The sequence below is a fragment of the Novosphingobium sp. KA1 genome, assembly GCF_017309955.1.
Lineage (GTDB): Bacteria > Pseudomonadota > Alphaproteobacteria > Sphingomonadales > Sphingomonadaceae > Novosphingobium.
Window position 1 is genome coordinate 2,698,463 of sequence record NZ_CP021247.1, and the last position, 18,668, is coordinate 2,717,130.

The following is an 18,668-nucleotide window of genomic DNA, read 5'->3' on the forward strand; positions in this document are numbered from 1 at the left end:
AGTTCTCAATCCCGCGCCAGGAGCAGCGCCGCTGCCATCGGCCCGCCGCCGGAGGTCGCCACGGCCAGTTTCGGATCGCCGGCGACCTGGCGTCCGGTGGCGGTGCCGCGCAGCTGGTTCACCGCCTCATGGGCAAAGCCGAAGCCGTGCAGGCGCCCGGCGCCAAGCTGGCCGCCGAAGGTGTTCATCGGCAGTTCGCCGTCCAGGGCGATGCGGGAACCGCCCTCGATGAACCGGCCGCCTTCGCCCTTTTCGCAGAAGCCGAGGCCCTCCAGCCAGGTGATCGGCAGGAATGCGAAACCGTCGTAGAACTGGACGGTATCCACATCCTCAGCGGTGTAGTCGGTGCGCTTCCAGAGGTCGGCGCCGGTCTCGTAGGCGGCGAACCATTCGACCTGGTCCCACGAATAGCGATCGACCGAGCCCGCCATCGCGGCGATGCGCACCGGGGTGGTCGTCACTTCGTCCAGCGCGTCACCGGCCGAGACGATCACCACCGTCGAGGCGTCGGTGAAGCGGTCGCAGTCGTAGAGGCAGAGCGGGCTGGAGATCATCCTTGCGGACATGTACTTGTCCAGCGTCAGCGCTTCCCTGGTGATCGCCCGCGCGCGCGGGTTGCGCATGGCGTTCTTCGAGGCGTTGATGGCGATCTGGCCAAGCTGCTCGCGCGTCATGCCATAGCGGTGCATGTGCCTTGCGGCATATTGCGCGGTCCAGCAGGCGGCGGACGTGGCCCAGAACGGGCTGGTCCACTGCGAGGGGCCGGTGACGGTGTCCTGCTTCATGCCCGACATGTAGGTGCCGGGATCGGCCATGCCGCCCGCCTCGTAGACGGTGCGGAAACAGATCGCATGGCGCACGAGACCCTGCTTCACCGCCATCGCCGCCGCCGCGATGGCGGAAAGCTGGGCGGGCTGCTCCATCGCGCCGAGGTGCCACTTGGACTTGATGCCCAGCACTTCGATCAGGTCGTCGCTGCTGACCGGCGAGAAGGCGGTGTAGCCGTTCATCTTGCCGGGGTAGGTGAACACGCCGTCGATCTGGCCGAGCGTCAGCCCCGCGTCGTCCAGCGCCTCGCGCACGGCATCGACGGTCAGGAGCAGCGGATGGCGCGGCAGGCGCACGCCGACCTCGGACTGGCCGAGGCCGGTGATATAGGCTTCCGTGCTGGCCATCAGGCGATCCTCTCGAAGAGGGGGTAGAAGATGCCGTCCTGCTCCTCGAACACGACGCGCACCTTGTCCTCGAAATCGACCGCCTCGACCGGGCAATGGACGATGTTGGTGGTCAGGTAGACCCCGGGGGCGCCGTCCAGCTTCACGCGGGCGATCACATAGGGGACTTCGAGATCCCTGGCCCAGGGCTGGTGGTTCACCGTGAAGCTGTCGATCACGCCGGTGCCGGCTACTGCGTGAGGGGCGACATTCTCGGACTGGCAGTGGCGGCAGAGCAGGCGCGGGGGATGAGTGAATTCACCGCAATCGCCGCATTTCACGATGTTCAGCCTGCCTTCGCGGCCGCCCGTCCAGAATGCGGTATTCTCCTGGTCCAGCTTTGGCCTTGGCCGCGGTGGATTCATCGTTGCTCTCCCATTCGCCGGGACGAGAAGTCCGGCGCAGTGGTCCCCGCGTCAAGGCGGCCATGGGATTGATCGTGGCGGCGCTTCGTGCGGCCGGTCCTCAGTCGATGACCTTGCGGGCGATCAGGTCGTCCATTTCGCTTTGCGACAAGCCCAGAAGCTCGCGGTAGAGGTAGCCATTGTGCTCGCCGAGGAGCGGCGCGCCGCGTTCGACCTGCGGGCCTTCGGGGCTGATCCGCCAGGACGGGCCGATCACCGGGCGCGCGGTGTTGCGGTGGTCGCTGACCATGCGCAAGGCGCCGCGGCCCCAGAGGAATGCGTCCGCGCACAGGTCCATCGAACTCATCGCCTTGAACGCCGGAACACCCGCGTTGCGGAGCTTTTCGGCAAGGTCCGCGGCGTCGTGCGGGCGGGTGAGGGCGGAGAGTTCGGCATCGAGTGCGGCGCGGTTGCTTAGCCGGTCCGTCAGCGTCGCGAAGCGCGGATCGGCGGCGAGGGCGGGGGCGTCCAGCGTGCCGCACAGCGCCTGCCATTCGGCCTCGTTCGCCGCCGCGATACTTGTCCAGCCGCTCTCGCCGCAGGGGTAGAAGCCGTGCGGGGCCATCTCCGCGTGATAGTTGCCGTCGGCGCTGGGCACGTCTCCGGTGACGCTGGCGGCAAAGAGGCTGTCGCCGACCAGGCTGGTCATCGCCTCCACCGCCGAGAGGTCGATGAACTGGCCTTCGCCGGTGCTCTCGCGGTGGTGGAGCGCGGCCAGGCAGGCGAGCGCGGCCAGTGCCCCGGCGGTGGAATCGCCGTAGCGGATGTTCATGCCCTTGGGCGTCTCGCCCTCATGCCCGACCAGCGCGGTCAGGCCCGAGAGCGCGGCGAAGCAGGGGGCGTAGCCGGTCTGATAGCCCAGCGGCCCGTCGCTGCCCCACATCTTGATCGCGCACTGGATGAGGTCCGGCTTGATCGCCTTGAGGCTTTCGTAATCGAGCCCGGAGCGTTCCATTGCGCCGGGGCGGATATTGTCGATCAGAATGTCGGCATCGGCGATCATGCGCTTGACGAGGTCCAGCCCCTCGGCGGTCTTCATGTTGACCTGAACCGAGAGGATCTCCTGGTTGATCGACAGGAAATAGGGTGCGGCGTCGATGTCCACACCGCCATAGGCGCGCATCTCGTCGAGGTTGGAGCGGGATTCGATCTTGATCACTTCCGCGCCGAGGTGGGCGAGCAGCTTGCCCGCGTAAGGTCCGGCCCAGACTTTGGTGAGTTCGATCACGCGAATGCCGGCGAGGGGGCCTTTGCGGTCAGGACGCGGCATCGAGGATCTCCTCCTGGTCGGCGCCGAGGCGGGGGGCGGCGGCCTTCACCATGACCGGCGTGGCGCTCATGCGGTAGGCGGCGGTGGGATAGGAGACCTGCCCGAACGCGGGATGCACGGCCTGCTGGAAGAACCCGCGATGGATGAACTGAGGGTGGCGGGGCAGGTCCTGCGCGGTCTGCACCGGCACCATGGCAAGGCCCGCCTTCTGCGCGGCCTCGGTGACCGGATGCTTGTCCTGCCGGGCGATCCAGCCGGTGAAGTGTTCGCGGAACTTGGCGACATTGGGCGGCGTGCAGTCGAACTCCAGCCAGTCTTCGCGCAGTTCCCGCGTCCAGGCGGGGTCGCCCATCAGCGCGCAGAGGACCTGCCAGTGCGCGCGGCTGGTCATCAGCAGGAAGACGTGCCCGTCGCGGCAGGCGAAGGAGGTGCCGGGGCCGCCCATGTCGTAGGCGGTGCGCGCGTCGCTCGGCTCGGCCTCGCCCGCCAGCATGCGGCCGAGCACGCAGTCGGTGCGGTTCAGTTGCACGTCCACTTCGGAAATATCGATGAACTGCCCCTGTCCCTCGCGGCGCAGGCGCAGCAGCGAGGCCAAGGTGGCCAGCGCGGCGTCGATCCCGGCTTCGTAGTCGGAGAGGAAGCGGCCCGCGCCTTTGAGCGGCGGCCTGTCGGCAGGCGTTTCGCTGGGGCTGTGATAGGCCCAGCCGCCGGCGGCGATGACGTTGATCGGACGGGCCGCTTGCCAGCTTTCCGGCGCGTCCTGCCCGAACGGGGTGACCAGCGTGTGGACCAGCGCCGGATGCGCGCCGGAGACCATGTCCGGCGTCAGGCCCATCGCCCGGCACCAGCCCTCGTCATGATCGTCGATCAGCGCGTGGGCGCGCGCCAGCAGGCGGTCCAGCACCTTGCGGTCGGCCGCATCGGCAAGGTCCAGCACGACCGATTTCTTGTTGGTATTGAGGTAGGCGAACAGCGTCGATTCCCCCGCCGCGAACGGCCCCATCGCGCGGCTGGGGGCGCCGCCGGGGCGCTCCACCTTGACCACTTCGGCGCCGAGATCGGCCAGCAGCTTGCCGGTATATTCGCCGCTCACCCGCTCGGCGATCTCGATCACGATAAGCCCCTGGAGGGCGCCTCTGCGTGTCATCAGCGCTGAAGGGTTCTGAAATCGGGATAATAGGGCGGCATGGCGATGTACTTGTCGATGGTCTGTTCGAAGTGGCGCACGCGTACTTCCTGATAGTCGCCCAGCGTGATGCCGGGCTTGGCGCTGGCTTCCAGGCCTTCCTGCTGGGCGTGGAGGTTGTCGGTATCCTGGTCGAGAATGCGCCCGAAGCCGGGGTCCATCCCCTTTGCTTCGGTGAAGGACTGGTGGTCGGCCAGGATCTCCACCTCGGCGGTTTCGACCTCGCTGCCGTCCCTGGGCTTGGGCCGCATGAACATCACTTCGTAGATCGTGCGGCGATGGTCGCGCGCGTCGGGACGGAAGCGGTAGATCATCGGCAGCGAGATGCCGGGGAACAGGAACAGGTTCGGGAAAAACGTGTAGCTGTAGGTATCGAGCAGCTCGGTATCCGAAACGTGGCTGAGATCGGTGTTGGTCGCCGTCTCGAACATCTGGCGGAACATGTCCGCCATCACCTGCCGCGCGCGTTCGCCGGCCTTCAGTTCGGGCTTGCTGCCGCCCAGCGAGGAACTGTCGCCCAGCGTGAAGTTGGCGATGATGTCCGCCTCGCTGTAGGTGCCGCGCAGCTTGGGGCTGACCACGCCGAGCGTGGAGATGAAGCGGTCCACGTGATCGCCGTAGACGTCGTACTGCGAGTTCACGTCGCCGTTGGCGGGCGCCACTTGCGGATGGGTGTCGCCGACGTGGTAGGCCTCCATGAACGCTTCCATCGTCAGCTTCCAGTTGGCCGGATAGCTTTTCTGGACGTGGAGATAGATATAGCGATCCTCCAGCTTCCACGCCTTGAGATGGGCGAGGGCCTCTGCGCCGAGGTACTCCTCAAGGCCGGGCGCGGCGGGGTCCATGTTGACCCAGACGAAGCCGCCCAGCCGCTCCACCCGGGCTTCGGGCAGGCACATCTTCTGCGTGGCGGTGTGGGCGAAGTCCCACTTTTCGGGGATGTCCTTCAGCGATCCGTCGAGGTTCCAGGTCCAGCCGTGGAACGGACACTTCAGGTTCGCTGCGAAGCCCGCCGTGCCGGAGGGCTTCAGCTTGGTGCCGCGATGGAGGCAGGCGTTGAAGTAGGCGCGGATCTCGTCATCCTCACAGCGGGTGACGACGAACGAGTACGCTCCGATGTCGTAGACGTAATAGTCGCCCACTTCGGGGATGTGGTCCTCTCGGCAGGCCATCTGCCAGGTGCGGGTCCACATCCGCTCGAACTCGGCCTTGGCGAAGGCGGGATCGGTGTAGCGCTGCTTGGAGACGTCCTCGCTGCCGAGGTAGTGGTAGCTTTCGCTGGCGGCCCAGGCGGGGGCGGGGTTGCGGTCGGCGGCGATGATGTCCTGCGTGGATTCGGCGGGGCAGCGGGCCTCGCCGGGCTGCAGCGGTGCGGTGGCGACGTTCATTGCGAGGCTCCTTATTCCGCCGCTTCGAGCGCGGGAGAGTTTGCGCGCGCGGCAAGGGTGGGGCTGATTTTCTGGACCGCGCCGTCCTTCATCACGAAGACGACCTTTTCCGGCCCGGCGAGGATGGAGATGTCCGCCAGCGGATCGCCGTCGACCAGGATCAGGTCGGCCAGCTTGCCCGGCGCCAGCGTGCCGAGCTCGCCGCCGTATCCCATGGCAAGGCCGCCGTTGCGGGTGGCGCAGACCAGCGCCTCGGCCGGGGTATAGCCGTAGAAATCGACAAAGGACTTGAGGTCGCGCCCCTGTGTGCCCTGCGGGCTCCAGCCGAAGCCGTAGTCGCCGCCGATCAGGTGGCGGATGCCGCGCCTCCGCAGTTCGGTATGCGTCGCAAGCGAGTTTTCCAGCAGGTCCGGAATGTTCATGTAGCCGCCGACTTCCGGCGAGAGCCCGTGCGCCGAAGCCTCGCCCGCCATGATCTGCGCGAAAAGGCCGACGGTGGGGACGACAAAGATGCGGTCCCGCGCCTCTTCCATCATGTCCAGCAGTTCCTCGTCGGCGTATTCGCAGTGGAACAGGCCGTCGACGCCCGCGCGCACGCAGTGCTTGGAGCCTTCGATGGAGCGGGTGTGGGCGTTGATCTTGCGGCCATAGGCATGGGCCGTTTCGGCGGCGACGCGCACTTCCTCGAACGTCATCGGTGTCGTGTGGCCGGGGGTGCCGGGATAGAACGGGTCGCCCGAGACATCGAGCTTCACGTTGTCGATCCCCTCGCGGCAGTGGAGGCGCACGGTCCTGCGCATCTCTTCCACGCCGTCGACGATGGCGGAGGGGCCTTGCCTCGGATTGTGCAGCTTGCTCTCGTCCCCCATCGCGCCGGTGACCGAGATTTCGAGGCCGCCGGCCCGGATGCGCGGACCCGGCAGGCGCCCGGCGTTGACCTCCTCGCGCACGGCGACGGCCAGTTTCAGCTTTGCCTCGGAGGCGCCGTAGGCGGAGGTGAAGCCCGCCTCGATCAGCGCCCTGGCCCCGCGCGCGGCGGTGAAGACCTGCGTTTCGGGGCAGGGGGTGATGAGATCCTCGGTCGCGCAGACATTCTCGAACGAGAGATGCGCGTGGCCCTCGACCATGCCGGGCATCAGGAACAGGCCGCTGGCGTCGATGATGACGTCGCCCGGCTGCGCGGCAGCCGTAGCGCCGACCGAGGTCACGCGGTTGCCCTCGACCACGAGATCGCCCTTGGTGGTGGGCCCGTTTGTCCCTTGGCCTGTCCCGTCGAATATCGTGGCGTTCTGGATCACGGTCCGTCCCACGGTGTCTCTCCTTTCGGCCATCGATGTGCGCGTGGCTCTTGGAGTGCAGGTTAGAAGCGGGCAGCCATGCGGCAAATGACGGGCCGGGCAGAGGGCTTGTCCTGTACCGGAACGTCGCGGGTCGTTCGCACCGGCGGTTTTCCCGCTGGGGCAAGTCGCAAGGCGCGGGGAGCGCTTTGCGCGGGGGCGCGGCTGCGGCATCACGTGTGAAAATCAAACGAAGAGGACCGGGCCGGACTTATGGGCAACCTTCATGTCACCATGACCGACAGCGACGGCGTGAAGCACGAATTTTCCGACGTGGAGGAGGGCGTGAGCCTGATGGAACTGGGCCGTTCGCGCGGGGTTTCCGGGATCATGGGCGATTGCGGCGGCGGCTGCGCCTGCGCGACCTGCCACGTCTACGTCGCGGCCGACTGGTGGAACGCGGTGGGCGAGCCCGACGATGTGGAATTCGCCATGCTCGACATGGTGGCGGACGTCATGAAGGACACCAGCCGCCTCGGTTGCCAGATCAGGATGAAGGGCGATCTGGACGGGCTGGAAGTTACCGTGGCGCCGGCGTCGGGGTACTGAGGGGTCGTTTGTAAAAATGCGCTGAAGGCGCATTTTTGTGCGGCACCGGCCCTCTCCCCCACCCGACCACCCGATAGGATATGCTCATGGGTGGTTGGGCGGGGGAGAGGGCCGGTGCCGCAAGATCCGGCTTCGCCGGATTGTCAAACGGACTCTTCCCCTCGGGACAAGCCTCGGTTCGAGGGCGGGCATGGCTGGCCGTCATCGGCCGGTCCATAGAAGATCGCAAAGACACGCATACGGGACAGGCACATGGCAACGTCGACGCAAACTGGGGCAGGCGAGGATCGAGTGAGCGAGCGGCTGGCGCTGAGCGCAGGGGAACAGGCGCTGCTGGACAGTGGTTCGCTGGCCGATCCCGCGATCCAGGCGCGGCCGCGCGACTACTACCGGGCCATGCGCCACGGCGATCCGATCCATTATGACGCGCGGCTCGGCTCCTGGCTGGTGACGCGGCACGAGGACATCTCGGCGGTCCAGTCGGACCCGGTGACCTTCTCGGTCAAGCACGGCTACTCCGAACAGCAGGCGCGCGGCATGCGCGAGGAGTTCCAGGCCTATCTCGAAGAGCATGGCGGCGGCTATTTCCCGGACGCGATCATGTCCGATCCGCCTTACCATACGCGCATCCGCAAGCTGATGGAGCAGGCCTTCACCGCCCACCGCGTAAAGGAACTGGAGCCGCGCATCACCGAAGTGGTGCGCGCCGTGATCGCCGACGTGGTGGCGCGCGGCGATGGCCGCTGCGACGGCGTGAAGGACATCGCCATTCCGCTGACCATCCGCGTGATCGTCGAGCAGCTCGGGCTCGATCAGGGCATGGAGGAGCAGATTTCGCGCTGGTCGGTGGCGGTCACCGCGCAGATCGGCGCGATGCAGAGCCGCGAGACGATGCTGGCCAACGCCGCGCAGATCGCCGAGCTTCAGCAATACCTGATCGCCAAGATGAAAGAGCGCGAGGCCAGCCCTTCGGAAGACATGCTGTCCGATCTGGTCCATGCCGAAGTCACGGGCGAGGATGGCGGCAAGGAAAAGCTGACTTTCGCGGAAGCCGTCTCGCTGGTGCGCGCCACGCTGATCGCGGGCAACGACACCACCGCGACCGCCATCGGCAACCTGTTCTACGCCCTCACCACGCGCCCCGGCATGGCCGAACTGCTGGAAAGCGTGGCAGACGACGATCGTCAACTCAATCGCTTCGTGGAGGAGCATCTGCGTGCCGAACCGCCGGTGCGGGCGCTCAGCCGCATGACCACGCGGGAAGTCACCGTGAACGGCACGAGGATCCCTGCCCATGCGCATATGCTGCTGGTCTACGGATCGGGCAACGACGACGAGACCGTGTTCCCGGACCCGCGCACGTTCGATCCTTCGCGGCCAAACCTTGGGCGTCACGTGGCCTTCGGTGGCGGTCCGCACCGCTGCATCGGGCTGGCGCTGGCGCGCATGGAAGTGAAGGTGGCGGCGCGCGAGATCGTCCGGCAGATGAAGAACCTGAAGCTGGCGATCCCCGAAAGCGCGATCCGCTACCAGCCGAGCGTCGCCACGCGCACGATCGAATCGCTGCCGATCACCTTCGAGGCGCGCTGATGGCCGGGGAACTTGCCGGCAAGGTGGCCGTCGTCACCGGCGGCGCCAGCGGCATCGGCCGCGCCACCGCGGCGCTGTTCGTGGCCGAAGGCGCGAAAGTCGTGATCGCCGATATTGCCGGCGAGGCGGGCGAGGCGCTGGCGGAAAGGCTCGGGCCAGCGGCGGTCTACCAGCCCACCGACGTCGCCGATCCGGCGGCGGTGGAGGCGATGATCGAGGCTGCCGTCTCCCGCTTCGGCGGGATCGACGTGCTGTTCAACAATGCGGGCATGTCCTGCGGCGCCTTCCCCAGCTTCCTCGACGATACGCTGGAGGATTTTGACCGGGTGATGCGGGTCAACGTGCTCGGGCCGATGCTGGCCACGCGCAATGCGGCGCGGATCATGGCGCGGCAGGGGCCTGATGGTCGGAAGCGGGGCGGCGTGATCCTCAACAATGCCTCCATTGCCGGCACCCTGGCGGGCCATGCGATGATGACCTACCGCGCGTCCAAGGCGGCGCTGATCCAGTTCTCCAAGTCCTCCGCCATCGATCTGGCGCGGCATGGCATCCGGGTGAACTGCATCGTGCCGGGCCATGTGCGCACCGAACTCTCTTCCTTCGGCGAGCAGGGGGCGGAGAGCGGCCTTGCCGCGCGGATCGAGGAGGGGGTGAACGCGGTCTACCTCTCCAACCAGCTGATCAAGCGGCGCGGCGAACCGGACGACGTGGCGCAAGTGGCGCTGTTCCTCGCCAGCGAGCGGTCGCGCCACATGACCGGCGCGGTGATTCCGGTCGAGGGCGGGGTGACCGTGGGGGACCCGGTCAACCACCTCGAGGAGATCTTCGACGCCCGCGCGGCGGCATTCGCGGCAATGGAGCGCGCGGAAAACTGAGCCGGGCCGGCGCCGCGAAATTCGTCTGTCGCGAATTCTCAAACAGTCTTTCGGGCCATTCAATCCGTGGTTACGGCGATAAGCGTTGCACAATTGCATCGCCGGATTGCAAAACATCGCTGCGCAGGCGCCCGAAGAAGATGGATGAAGTCATTGTAACGCAAATGTAATCGCACGTTTCTAGCTGCCCCGATCGGTTCAACCCTGAAGGGACTTTCTCCGCGTGCGACATCTTTCCTGCCTTCGACCTGCCCTGCTTCTCGGCTCCGCGCTCGCAACATTCGGCTCCGCCGAGATGGCGATGGCGCAGGACGGCGCCGCTGCCGCTCCGGAGGCCGACAACCAGGGCCTGGGAGAGATCGTCGTGACGGCCGAGCGCCGCCAGGAGAACCTGCAGGACGTGCCGGTGTCGGTCGGCGTCGTCTCGGGCGACCAGCTGCGCGGTTTCCAGGCCGCGGGTGACGATACGCTGGCGCTGGCGGGCCGCGTTCCGGGTCTCTACGCGGAAACCACCACGGGCCGCATCTTCCCGCGCTTCTACATTCGCGGTCTCGGCAATATCGACTTCTACCTCGGCGCCTCGCAGCCGGTGTCGATCATCCAGGACGATGTCGTGCTGGAGCACGTCGTGCTCAAGTCCAACCCGGTCTACGACATGGACCAGGTGGAAGTGCTGCGCGGCCCGCAGGGCTCGCTGTTCGGCCGCAACACCACGGCGGGCATCATCAAGTTCGACACGATCAAGCCCGCGACCGACCGCTGGACCGGGCGCGCCAGTGCCAGCTACGGCTCCTACAACACCGCCACCTTCGACGGCGGCGTCGGCGGCCCGCTGATCCAGGACCTGCTGGCGATCCGCGTTTCCGCGCTCTACCAGCGCCGCGACGACTGGATCGACAACACCTACAGTGGCCCCAGCGCCGACGGCACCGCATCGCCCAGGAAGGACGCCATGGGCGGTTTCGAGGAGCGTGACGCCCGCGTGCAATTGCTGCTGGCGCCGACCGGCAGCGGCTTCTCGATGCTGACCAGCTTCCACGCCCGCAAGTACGACGGCACCTCGACGATCTTCCACCGCGCTGCCTTCACCAAGGGTTCGAACGATGTGTCGGGCGAGCCGCGCAGCAAGATCGCGCTGGACGAGGCGCACAACAACCCGCAGGCCTATGACACCTACGGCGCCTCCAGCCGCATCGCCATGGACTTCGGCCCGGTCACGCTGACCTCGATCACCGCGTGGGAATCGACCTCGGGCTACAGCCGCGGCGATACCGACGGCGGTGCGGCAGCGGACTATCCGGTGAACGGCGTCGCCAACGGCTATGGCCAGTCGCAGGGCAATGTCCGCGATCTCGACCAGCTGACGCAGGAACTGCGCCTCGCCAGCAACGGCGACACCCGCTTCAAGTGGCAGGTCGGCGCGATGTGGTTCGATTCGCGCGACATCACCGATTTCTACCAGCGCGCCTATTTCCTCACGACCGCCGCGCATAACCCCAACAACTGGGTGCGCCTGCGCAACGAGAACACCAGCTGGGCCTTCTTCGGACAGGCCAGCTACGAGCTGGTGGACGGCCTGACGCTGACCGCCGGCGGCCGCTACACCAACGACACCAAGAAGACCCGCCTGCTCAAGACGGCAGACACCATCGCCGGTGCCTCCACTTACACCGGCCGCCGCTATGTGCGCCTTTCGGACGAGAAGCCGAGCTGGGATGCCAGCCTGAACTACAAGGTGAACCCGGACGTCAGCGTCTACGTGCGCGTCGCCACCGGCTTCCGCGGGCCGACCATCCAGGGCCGTTCCGCCGTGTTCAACGCCGACTTCACCACGGCGGATTCGGAAACGATCCTCTCGGGCGAGGCGGGCATCAAGACCCAGCTGTTCGACAACAAGGTGCGCTTCAACCTTTCGGGCTTTGCCTACCGGGTGAAGGATATCCAGCTCAACGGCAACGACGTCAATGGCAACGGCGTGCTGTTCAATGCCGACAAGGCCGAGGCCTACGGCATGGAAGCCGAACTGGAAGCGCGCCCGGTGCCGAACCTGACGCTGACCGCCGGTCTCAGCCTGCTGCATACCGAGATCAAGGACAAGAACGTCTACGCGCAGGTCTGTGCGCTGAACGGCGTCGTGGTCTGCACGGTCGAGGATCCGACGATCGTCATCGCCGGCAGGGGCACTTTCGCGCAGATCGACAGCAATCCGCTGCCCAACGCGCCGAAGTACACCGCCAATGTCGCCGCGCGCTACGACGTGCCGCTGGGCAACGGCGGCTCGCTCTTCGCGGCGACCGACTGGATGTTCCAGGGCTACACCAACTTCGTGCTCTACAAGACCCGGGAGTTCCATTCGAAGGGTGACTTCGAGGGCGGTCTGAAGATCGGCTACTCGGCCCCCGGCGGCCAGTACGAGATCGCCGCCTTCGCCCGCAACATCACCGGCGAGAAGAACCTCAAGGGGGTGATCGAGAACTACATGGCCGCCGTGTTCAACGAACCGCGCGTGATCGGCGCGTCGTTCTCCGGCAAGTTCTGATCCGGGTAAATGCCGCAATGAGGGGCCGGGGGAAACTCCGGCCCTTTTTCGTGCGCCTTCCCGGCATGGCACGGGGCGTCTGGAATGCTTGTCTTAACCCTTGCTGCGCTAGTCTCGGACCGTTCCGCAAATTGACAGGATTGCGGGTGTAGCGGGTACCCGCAAGGGTTGCAGGGTAAGGATTATCGATGATGTTTGGCGCACTTGCGTCAGCGGCTCTCGCGGCTTCGGCGGCGGCTTCGGCCACCGGGCCTGCGGTCAGTGACGCGCCGTGGCAGGATGTCGTGCTGGCGCTCCACAACCGGGAGCGCGCCGCGGTGAGTTCGCCGCCGCTGCGCTGGAGCGCGGATCTTGCCCGCGACGCGGCCCGCTGGGCGCAGCGGCTGGCGGCCTCCGGTGTGCTGCAGCACGACAGCGCCAACCGCAGCGAGGGCGAGAACCTGTGGATGGGGACGCGCGGTGCCTACCGGGTCGAGGACATGGTCGCGGGCTGGGCGGGCGAGAAAGCCCTGCTGCGCCGCATGCGGTCGTGGCAGGACGGGGTCCACCGTGTCGGCCATTATACCCAGATGATCTGGTCGGGCACCACGGCGGTTGGCTGCGGGCTGGCGCAAGGGCGCAGTTTCGAGGTGCTGGTGTGCCGCTACGACCCGCCCGGTAACGTCTGGAACCAGAGCCCCTATCGCGCGCACGCGGCGGTTGCCATCCGGCCTTAGGACAGGAACGCCTCGATCTCACCGGCCACAACGCCGGGCATTTCGAGATTGAGAAGGTGACCGGAGCCGGCATGGTCGATGCGGGCCACATCTTGTCCGGCGCTGGCGATCAGGTTCGCGATCAGACGGAAGTCCTCGGTGTCGCGGGTGCCGGTGAGCAGCAGTGTCGGCACGGAAAGGGCCGTCAGGCGGTCCACGTCGGGCTGTTCGGGGCGCTGGTCGTCCTGCACCCATTGACTGCCGGGGAAGGCCGCGATCGAGGCCTTGAGATGCGCGGCGGCCTCGGGAATGTCGCGGGTGCTGGCGAACAGCGGGTGGTTCCACCACAGCTCGCGGGCATGGGCCATGTCGCCCGAGCGGGCGGCGCGGCCCATGGCTTTCCAGCGCTCGATCCAGTCCGTGCTCCATGACCAGCCGAGCATCAGCGGGCTGACCAGAACGAGCCGCCTCACGCGCTGCGGATGGTCGAGCGCGAAGTGCAGCACATTGCCGCCGCCCATCGACAGGCCGGAAAGATCGGCGCGCTCCACCTCCAGCGCGTCCAGCAGCGCGAGGAGGTCGTCGGCATGGGAAAAGGCCGCGCCTGGCTCGGCGGGCGAGGCGCCGAAGCCGCGTGCGTCGTAGGCGATCAGCGGCAGGTCGGCAGGAAGCGCGGCGATCACCGCGTCCCAGTCCCGGCGCGACCCGCCGAAGCCGTGGGCCAGCACCAGCGGTGTTTCCGATTTTTGGCCCGAACCTTCGCGCCGCACGCCGACAAGCGTTCCGCCCGGCAGTTCGACGCGAAAGTCCCGCATGGCCGTGCTTACATCCGCTCGGCGAAGCTGCCGTAGCGGCCGCGATGGAACAGCATGGGCTCGTCCTCGCGCACGGTTTCCATGCGCAGGATCTCGCCCAGCACGAACCAGTGATCGCCCGCCTCGGTCACCGAGTAGAGGCGGCATTCGATGGCGGCGATGGAATCGGCGATGATCGGCAGGTTATGCGCGGACACGGTATATTCCACGCCCACGAACTTCTCCGCGCCCTTGGCGGTGACGGCGCGGCAGACCTCGCCCTGATCGCTGGCCATCACGTTCACGCAGAAGTGGCCCGCCTTCTCGATCAGCGGCCAGGAAGTGGAGCGCTTGTCCGGGAAAAAGCCCACCAGCGGCGGATCGAGCGAGACCGAGGTGAACGATCCCACCACCATGCCCGCCGGACGGTCCTCGTCGAGCGCGGTGATCACGCAGACCCCGGTGGGATAGCTGCCCAGAACCTTGCGGAATTCGGCCGGATCGATGGTCGTCGTGGTCACTGTGCGTGCTGTCCCTGAATAGTGCCAATCATGGCGTGAGAACTCCCTCCATGTGCCTGACGGTTTCGTCAAGCCACTGCCGGAACGCGGTTACGCGGGGGAGCTTGCGGATGTCTTGGTGGGTGACGAACCAGAAGCTGCGCAATATCCGCTTTTCGGGCAGCACCGGCACCAGCCGGGCATCGCTTCCGGCCATGAAGCAGGGCAGCACGCCAAGCCCGGCGCCGCTGGCGATCAGGCTCTGCTGCGCGGTGATGCTGGGCGAGCGCAGCGTGGCGCGAAGGCCGGTGTGAATCTCGTCCAGATAACGCAGTTCAGGGGCGTAGATGAGGTCTGGGATATAGCCGACGAGCGCGTGGCCTTCGAGCAGGTCCGCCGGGCGCGCGGGGGTGCCGTGGCGCTGGAGGTAGTCGCGGCTGCCGTAGAGCGCCAGCGTGTAATCCGCCAGCTTGTGCGCCACCAGCGGCCCGGTGCGCGGGCGCGAGAGCATCACCGCCACGTCCGCCTCGCGCCGTCCGGGGCTGAGGAACCCGCTGGAGGCGACAAGATCGATGGCAAGCCGCGGGTGAGCGGACTGGAAGGCGGGCAGGTGGCGGGCGAGGAACCAGCAGCCGAACCCTTCCGAAGTGCTGATGCGCAGAGTGCCGGATAGGCCGTCGCTCTGGTCGGCCTGTTCGGAAATCTGTCCGGCGGCTTTCGCCATCGATTCCACGGCGGCAAGCAGGGCCTCGCCCGCTTCGGTGAGGTCCTGGCCGCTGCGGGTCTGCTCGAAGAGGCGGGTGCCGAGGGCTGCCTCCAGACGGCGCAGCCGGCGGCCCATCGTGGTGGGGTCAACGCCCAGCACGCGCGCGGCGGCGGCCAGTTGCCCCGCCCGGGCGATGGCGAGGAAGGCCTGATAGTCGCTCCAGTCTATCGATGGCATGGATGGGGGCATCGGTAAGGCATCGTCACTGCGGGAAATCATCCATCGGGCTGCAAATGTGCAGTTATCGATGGCGTATTTTCAGCTTGCCTGCAAATCGAGCCGGGACCACCTAGCCATTGAAGGGCGCGCCTGTGCCCGAAGACAGAATTTCGAAAGGATGAGGAATGCGCCTGATTGACCACTTCGTAGTCGGCGGACCCGGCAGCCCGTCCGCGCGCCTCGGCGATGTCTTCAACCCCAGCACCGGCGCGGTGCAGGCGCAGGTGCCGCTGGGCGACGCCGCGCTGCTCGACCGTGCGGTCGCCACCGCGCAGGCGGTGCAGCCCAAGTGGGCGGCGATGAACCCGCAGCGCCGCGCCCGCGTGCTGTTCAAGTTCAAGGAACTGATCGAGCAGAACATGCAGAGCCTCGCCGAACTCTTGGCGAGCGAGCATGGCAAGGTGGTGGACGACGCCAAGGGCGACATCCAGCGCGGACTTGAGGTCGTGGAATTCTGCTGCGGCATCCCGCATATGCTGAAGGGCGAATATACCCAGGGCGCGGGGCCGGGCATCGATGTCTATTCGCTGCGCGCGCCGCTCGGCGTTGGCGCGGGCATCACCCCGTTCAACTTCCCGGCGATGATCCCGATGTGGATGTTCGCGCCCGCCGTTGCGGTGGGCAACACCTTCATCCTCAAGCCGTCGGAGCGCGATCCCTCGGTGCCGAACCGCCTTGCCGAACTGTTCCTCGAAGCCGGCGCGCCCGAAGGCGTGCTGCAGGTGGTCCACGGCGACAAGGTGATGGTGGACGCCATCCTCGACCATCCGGGCATCGCCGCGGTCAGCTTCGTCGGCTCGTCCGACATCGCCCACTACGTCTATTCGCGCGGCGTTGCTGCCGGCAAGCGCGTGCAGGCGATGGGCGGCGCGAAGAACCACGCCATCGTCATGCCCGATGCGGACATGGATCAGGCGGTGAACGACATCATGGGCGCCGCCTACGGTTCGGCGGGCGAGCGCTGCATGGCGCTGCCGGTGGCCGTCCCCGTGGGTGACGAGACCGCCGACATCCTCCGCGAAAAGCTGATCGCCGCGATCGACAAGCTGAAGGTCGGTGTCTCCAACGATCCCGAGGCGCAGTACGGCCCGGTCGTCACCGCCGTGCACAAGCAGAAGATCGAGAACTGGATCCAGACCGGCGTCGACGAGGGCGCGGAACTGGTCGTCGACGGCCGCGGCTTCTCGCTTCAGGGCTATGAGGAAGGCTTTTTTGTCGGCCCGTCGCTGTTCGACCATGTGACGCCCGAGATGAGCGCCTACAAGGAGGAGATCTTCGGCCCGGTGCTGCAGATCGTCCGCGCCAAGACCTTCGAGGAAGCGGTGGAACTGCCCACCCGGCACCAGTACGGCAACGGCGTCGCCATCTTCACGCGCAACGGCCACGCCGCGCGCGAGTTCGTCAGCCGCGTGCAGGTCGGCATGGTCGGCGTCAACGTGCCGATCCCGGTGCCGGTCAGCTACCACAGCTTCGGCGGCTGGAAGCGGTCGGCCTTTGGCGATCACAACCAGTACGGCATGGAAGGCGTGCGCTTCTGGACCAAGGTGAAGACAGTGACGCAGCGCTGGCCGGACGGCGGCGCGGGCGACAGCGCCTTCATCATTCCGACCATGGGGTGATGTAAGGAACAGCGGGGTAGCTCAGGGCGTTCCTGCTTGAATGCCCGAAGTGCAAAGGACGTTTCGTGATGAATATCAGGACCCTGGCCGCCCCGCTTTCCCTCTCCGTCGCGCTCGCTCTGGGTCTGTCGGCCTGCCAGAAGCAGCCGCAGCCCGAAGCCACCGCGACGAGCGAGGCCCCGGTGGAGGAGGTTGCAACGCAAGCCGCTCCGGCCCCGCTGCCCACCGCAATCCCCGAGGGCCTGCGCGGGCGCTGGGGCATGGTGGAGGCGGACTGCACCAGCACCGCCGGCGATGCCAAGGGCCTGCTCGTCATCGATGACAAGCGGCTGACCTTCTACGAGGCGGTTGCCTCGCTCGGCACGATAAAGTCGGCCTCGGCCAATGCGATCGAAGCCGATTTCGCCTTTTCGGGCGAAGGGCAGAGCTGGAACCTTGACGTTGCGCTCTCCAGCCCCGACGGCGGCAGGACGCTGGTCCGCAAGGACACCGGGCCCGATGCCGCACCCGGAACGCTAACCTACAAGAAGTGCGCCTAGAGGCGCCCACCAGACAGCAGGACCCCGATGACCGAACAGTTTGGCCTCACCGAAGACCAGCTCGCGATCCAGGAAACGGCGCGCAAGTTCACTGCCGACCGTATCACCCCCTTCGCGGCCGAGTGGGACGAGAAGCACCACTATCCGGTGGACGTGTGGAAGGCGGCGGGCGAGCTGGGCTTCGGCGCGATCTACGTTTCGGAAGAGAACGGCGGCATCGGCCTTGGTCGTCTGGATGCGGCGCTGATCATGGAGGCCATGTCCTACGGCTGCCCGGCGACCAGCGCCTATATCTCGATCCACAACATGGTCGCCTGGATGATCGACCAGTTCGGCGACCAGCAGCTCAAGGACCGCTATCTTCCCGATCTGGTGACGATGGACAAGATCGGCTCCTACTGCCTGACCGAGCCGGGCTCGGGCTCCGACGCGGCCGCGCTCAAGACCACCGCGCGGCTGGACGGCGATCACTACGTCCTCAATGGCACCAAGCAGTTCATCTCCGGCGGCGGCGTCAACGACGTCTACGTGGTGATGGCGCGCACCGGCGAGCACAAGTCGCGCGGGGTGTCCTGCTTCGTGGTCGACAAGGATACGCCCGGTGTTTCCTTCGGCGCGCCTGAAAAGAAGCTGGGCTGGAACGCCTCTCCCACCGCGCAGGTGATCTTTGAGGATGCGCGCATCCCGGTGGAGAACCGCGTCGGTGCCGAGGGTGACGGCTTCAAGTTCGCGATGGCGGGCCTCGACGGTGGCCGTCTCAACATCGGTGCCTGCTCGCTGGGCGGCGCGCAGCGCTGCCTCGACGAAGCGATCCAGTACGTGAAGGACCGCAGGCAGTTCGACCAGCCGATCGGCGAATTCCAGAACACCCAGTTCCGCCTCGCCGACATGGCCGCCGAACTGGAAGCGGCCCGCGCGCTGCTCTATCTCGCGGCGGCCAAGGTGACGGCAGGGGCACCGGACAAGACCCGCTTTGCCGCCATGGCCAAGATGATGGCCAGCGACACCGGCTCCTCGGTGGTCGACCGGGCGCTGCAGATGTTCGGCGGATACGGCTATCTCAAGGACTATCCGATCGAGCGCTTCTGGCGCGACTTGCGTGTCCATCGTATCCTCGAAGGCACCAACGAGGTCATGCGCATGATCATCGGCCGCGACCTCCTCAAGTAAGCCTTTGCGGGGAT

17 protein-coding genes are annotated in these 18,668 nt (G+C 66.8%); 8 read left to right on the plus strand and 9 right to left on the minus strand.

The window, feature by feature from the left end:
* Window positions 1-5: 5 nt before the first annotated feature.
* From CA833_RS12965 to CA833_RS12990, 6 genes are all read right to left on the minus strand, one after another.
* The gene (locus CA833_RS12965) at window positions 6-1,175 is read right to left on the minus strand and encodes a thiolase family protein (protein ID WP_242526086.1); all 1,170 of its coding nucleotides are present in this window, start codon (window positions 1,173-1,175) and stop codon (window positions 6-8) included.
* The gene (locus CA833_RS12970; protein WP_142634718.1) at window positions 1,175-1,579 is read right to left on the minus strand and encodes a Zn-ribbon domain-containing OB-fold protein; all 405 of its coding nucleotides are present in this window, start codon (window positions 1,577-1,579) and stop codon (window positions 1,175-1,177) included. The genes CA833_RS12965 and CA833_RS12970 overlap by 1 nt, the downstream gene beginning before the upstream one ends.
* A gap of 100 nt (window positions 1,580-1,679) precedes the next feature.
* Complete coding sequence (locus tag CA833_RS12975) at window positions 1,680-2,888, minus strand: CaiB/BaiF CoA-transferase family protein (protein WP_207078249.1); 1,209 nt, start codon at window positions 2,886-2,888, stop codon at window positions 1,680-1,682.
* Window positions 2,875-4,035 (minus strand): CaiB/BaiF CoA-transferase family protein, encoded by a 1,161-nt coding sequence (locus CA833_RS12980; protein WP_207078250.1) that lies wholly within the window; start codon window positions 4,033-4,035, stop codon window positions 2,875-2,877. Before CA833_RS12980 ends, CA833_RS12975 begins: the two co-directional genes overlap by 14 nt.
* Window positions 4,035-5,462 carry an SRPBCC family protein gene (locus CA833_RS12985; RefSeq protein WP_207078251.1) on the minus strand — a complete coding sequence of 476 codons (1,428 nt, stop codon included), beginning with the start codon at window positions 5,460-5,462 and terminating at the stop codon, window positions 4,035-4,037. The genes CA833_RS12980 and CA833_RS12985 overlap by 1 nt, the downstream gene beginning before the upstream one ends.
* Window positions 5,463-5,473: 11 nt before the next feature.
* Complete coding sequence (locus CA833_RS12990; RefSeq protein WP_207078252.1) at window positions 5,474-6,772, minus strand: amidohydrolase family protein; 1,299 nt, start codon at window positions 6,770-6,772, stop codon at window positions 5,474-5,476.
* A gap of 240 nt (window positions 6,773-7,012) precedes the next feature.
* Between CA833_RS12990 and CA833_RS12995 the strand changes: the two genes are divergently transcribed.
* The 5 genes from CA833_RS12995 to CA833_RS13015 all read left to right on the plus strand — a co-directional run bounded on the left by CA833_RS12995 (window position 7,013) and on the right by CA833_RS13015 (window position 13,068).
* Window positions 7,013-7,348, plus strand: coding sequence for a 2Fe-2S iron-sulfur cluster-binding protein (locus CA833_RS12995; protein WP_207078253.1), 336 nt, complete (start codon window positions 7,013-7,015; stop codon window positions 7,346-7,348).
* Window positions 7,349-7,639: 291 nt separating this feature from the next.
* On the plus strand, window positions 7,640-8,938 hold the full coding sequence (locus CA833_RS13000) for a cytochrome P450 (RefSeq protein WP_242526087.1): 1,299 nt from the start codon (window positions 7,640-7,642) through the stop codon (window positions 8,936-8,938).
* Window positions 8,938-9,813 (plus strand): SDR family NAD(P)-dependent oxidoreductase, encoded by an 876-nt coding sequence (locus CA833_RS13005; protein ID WP_207078255.1) that lies wholly within the window; start codon window positions 8,938-8,940, stop codon window positions 9,811-9,813. The genes CA833_RS13000 and CA833_RS13005 overlap by 1 nt, the downstream gene beginning before the upstream one ends.
* A gap of 295 nt (window positions 9,814-10,108) precedes the next feature.
* Entirely contained in the window at window positions 10,109-12,352 is a 2,244-nt protein-coding gene (locus tag CA833_RS13010) for a TonB-dependent receptor (RefSeq protein ID WP_207080091.1), read from the plus strand.
* Window positions 12,353-12,540: 188 nt separating this feature from the next.
* Entirely contained in the window at window positions 12,541-13,068 is a 528-nt protein-coding gene (locus tag CA833_RS13015) for a CAP domain-containing protein (RefSeq protein WP_242526088.1), read from the plus strand.
* Here CA833_RS13015 and CA833_RS13020 read toward each other — a convergent pair.
* From CA833_RS13020 to CA833_RS13030, 3 genes are read right to left on the minus strand one after another with little or no spacing between them, the layout of a single operon-like run.
* A complete protein-coding gene (locus CA833_RS13020) occupies window positions 13,065-13,862 on the minus strand; it encodes an alpha/beta fold hydrolase (RefSeq protein ID WP_207078256.1) in 798 nt (265 codons plus the stop codon). The two genes, CA833_RS13015 and CA833_RS13020, sit on opposite strands and share 4 nt — an antisense overlap.
* A gap of 8 nt (window positions 13,863-13,870) precedes the next feature.
* Window positions 13,871-14,362 carry a flavin reductase family protein gene (locus CA833_RS13025; RefSeq protein ID WP_207078257.1) on the minus strand — a complete coding sequence of 164 codons (492 nt, stop codon included), beginning with the start codon at window positions 14,360-14,362 and terminating at the stop codon, window positions 13,871-13,873.
* Between the two features lie 28 nt (window positions 14,363-14,390).
* A complete protein-coding gene (locus CA833_RS13030; protein ID WP_207078258.1) occupies window positions 14,391-15,284 on the minus strand; it encodes a LysR family transcriptional regulator in 894 nt (297 codons plus the stop codon).
* 167 nt (window positions 15,285-15,451) lie between these two features.
* Here CA833_RS13030 and CA833_RS13035 point away from each other — a divergent pair, with 167 nt between their 5' ends.
* The 3 genes from CA833_RS13035 to CA833_RS13045 all read left to right on the plus strand — a co-directional run bounded on the left by CA833_RS13035 (window position 15,452) and on the right by CA833_RS13045 (window position 18,654).
* Window positions 15,452-16,945 (plus strand): CoA-acylating methylmalonate-semialdehyde dehydrogenase, encoded by a 1,494-nt coding sequence (locus tag CA833_RS13035; RefSeq protein WP_142634696.1) that lies wholly within the window; start codon window positions 15,452-15,454, stop codon window positions 16,943-16,945.
* Between the two features lie 68 nt (window positions 16,946-17,013).
* Window positions 17,014-17,484, plus strand: coding sequence for a hypothetical protein (locus tag CA833_RS13040; RefSeq protein WP_207078259.1), 471 nt, complete (start codon window positions 17,014-17,016; stop codon window positions 17,482-17,484).
* 27 nt (window positions 17,485-17,511) lie between these two features.
* On the plus strand, window positions 17,512-18,654 hold the full coding sequence (locus CA833_RS13045) for an acyl-CoA dehydrogenase family protein (protein ID WP_142634692.1): 1,143 nt from the start codon (window positions 17,512-17,514) through the stop codon (window positions 18,652-18,654).
* Window positions 18,655-18,668 lie beyond the last annotated feature (14 nt).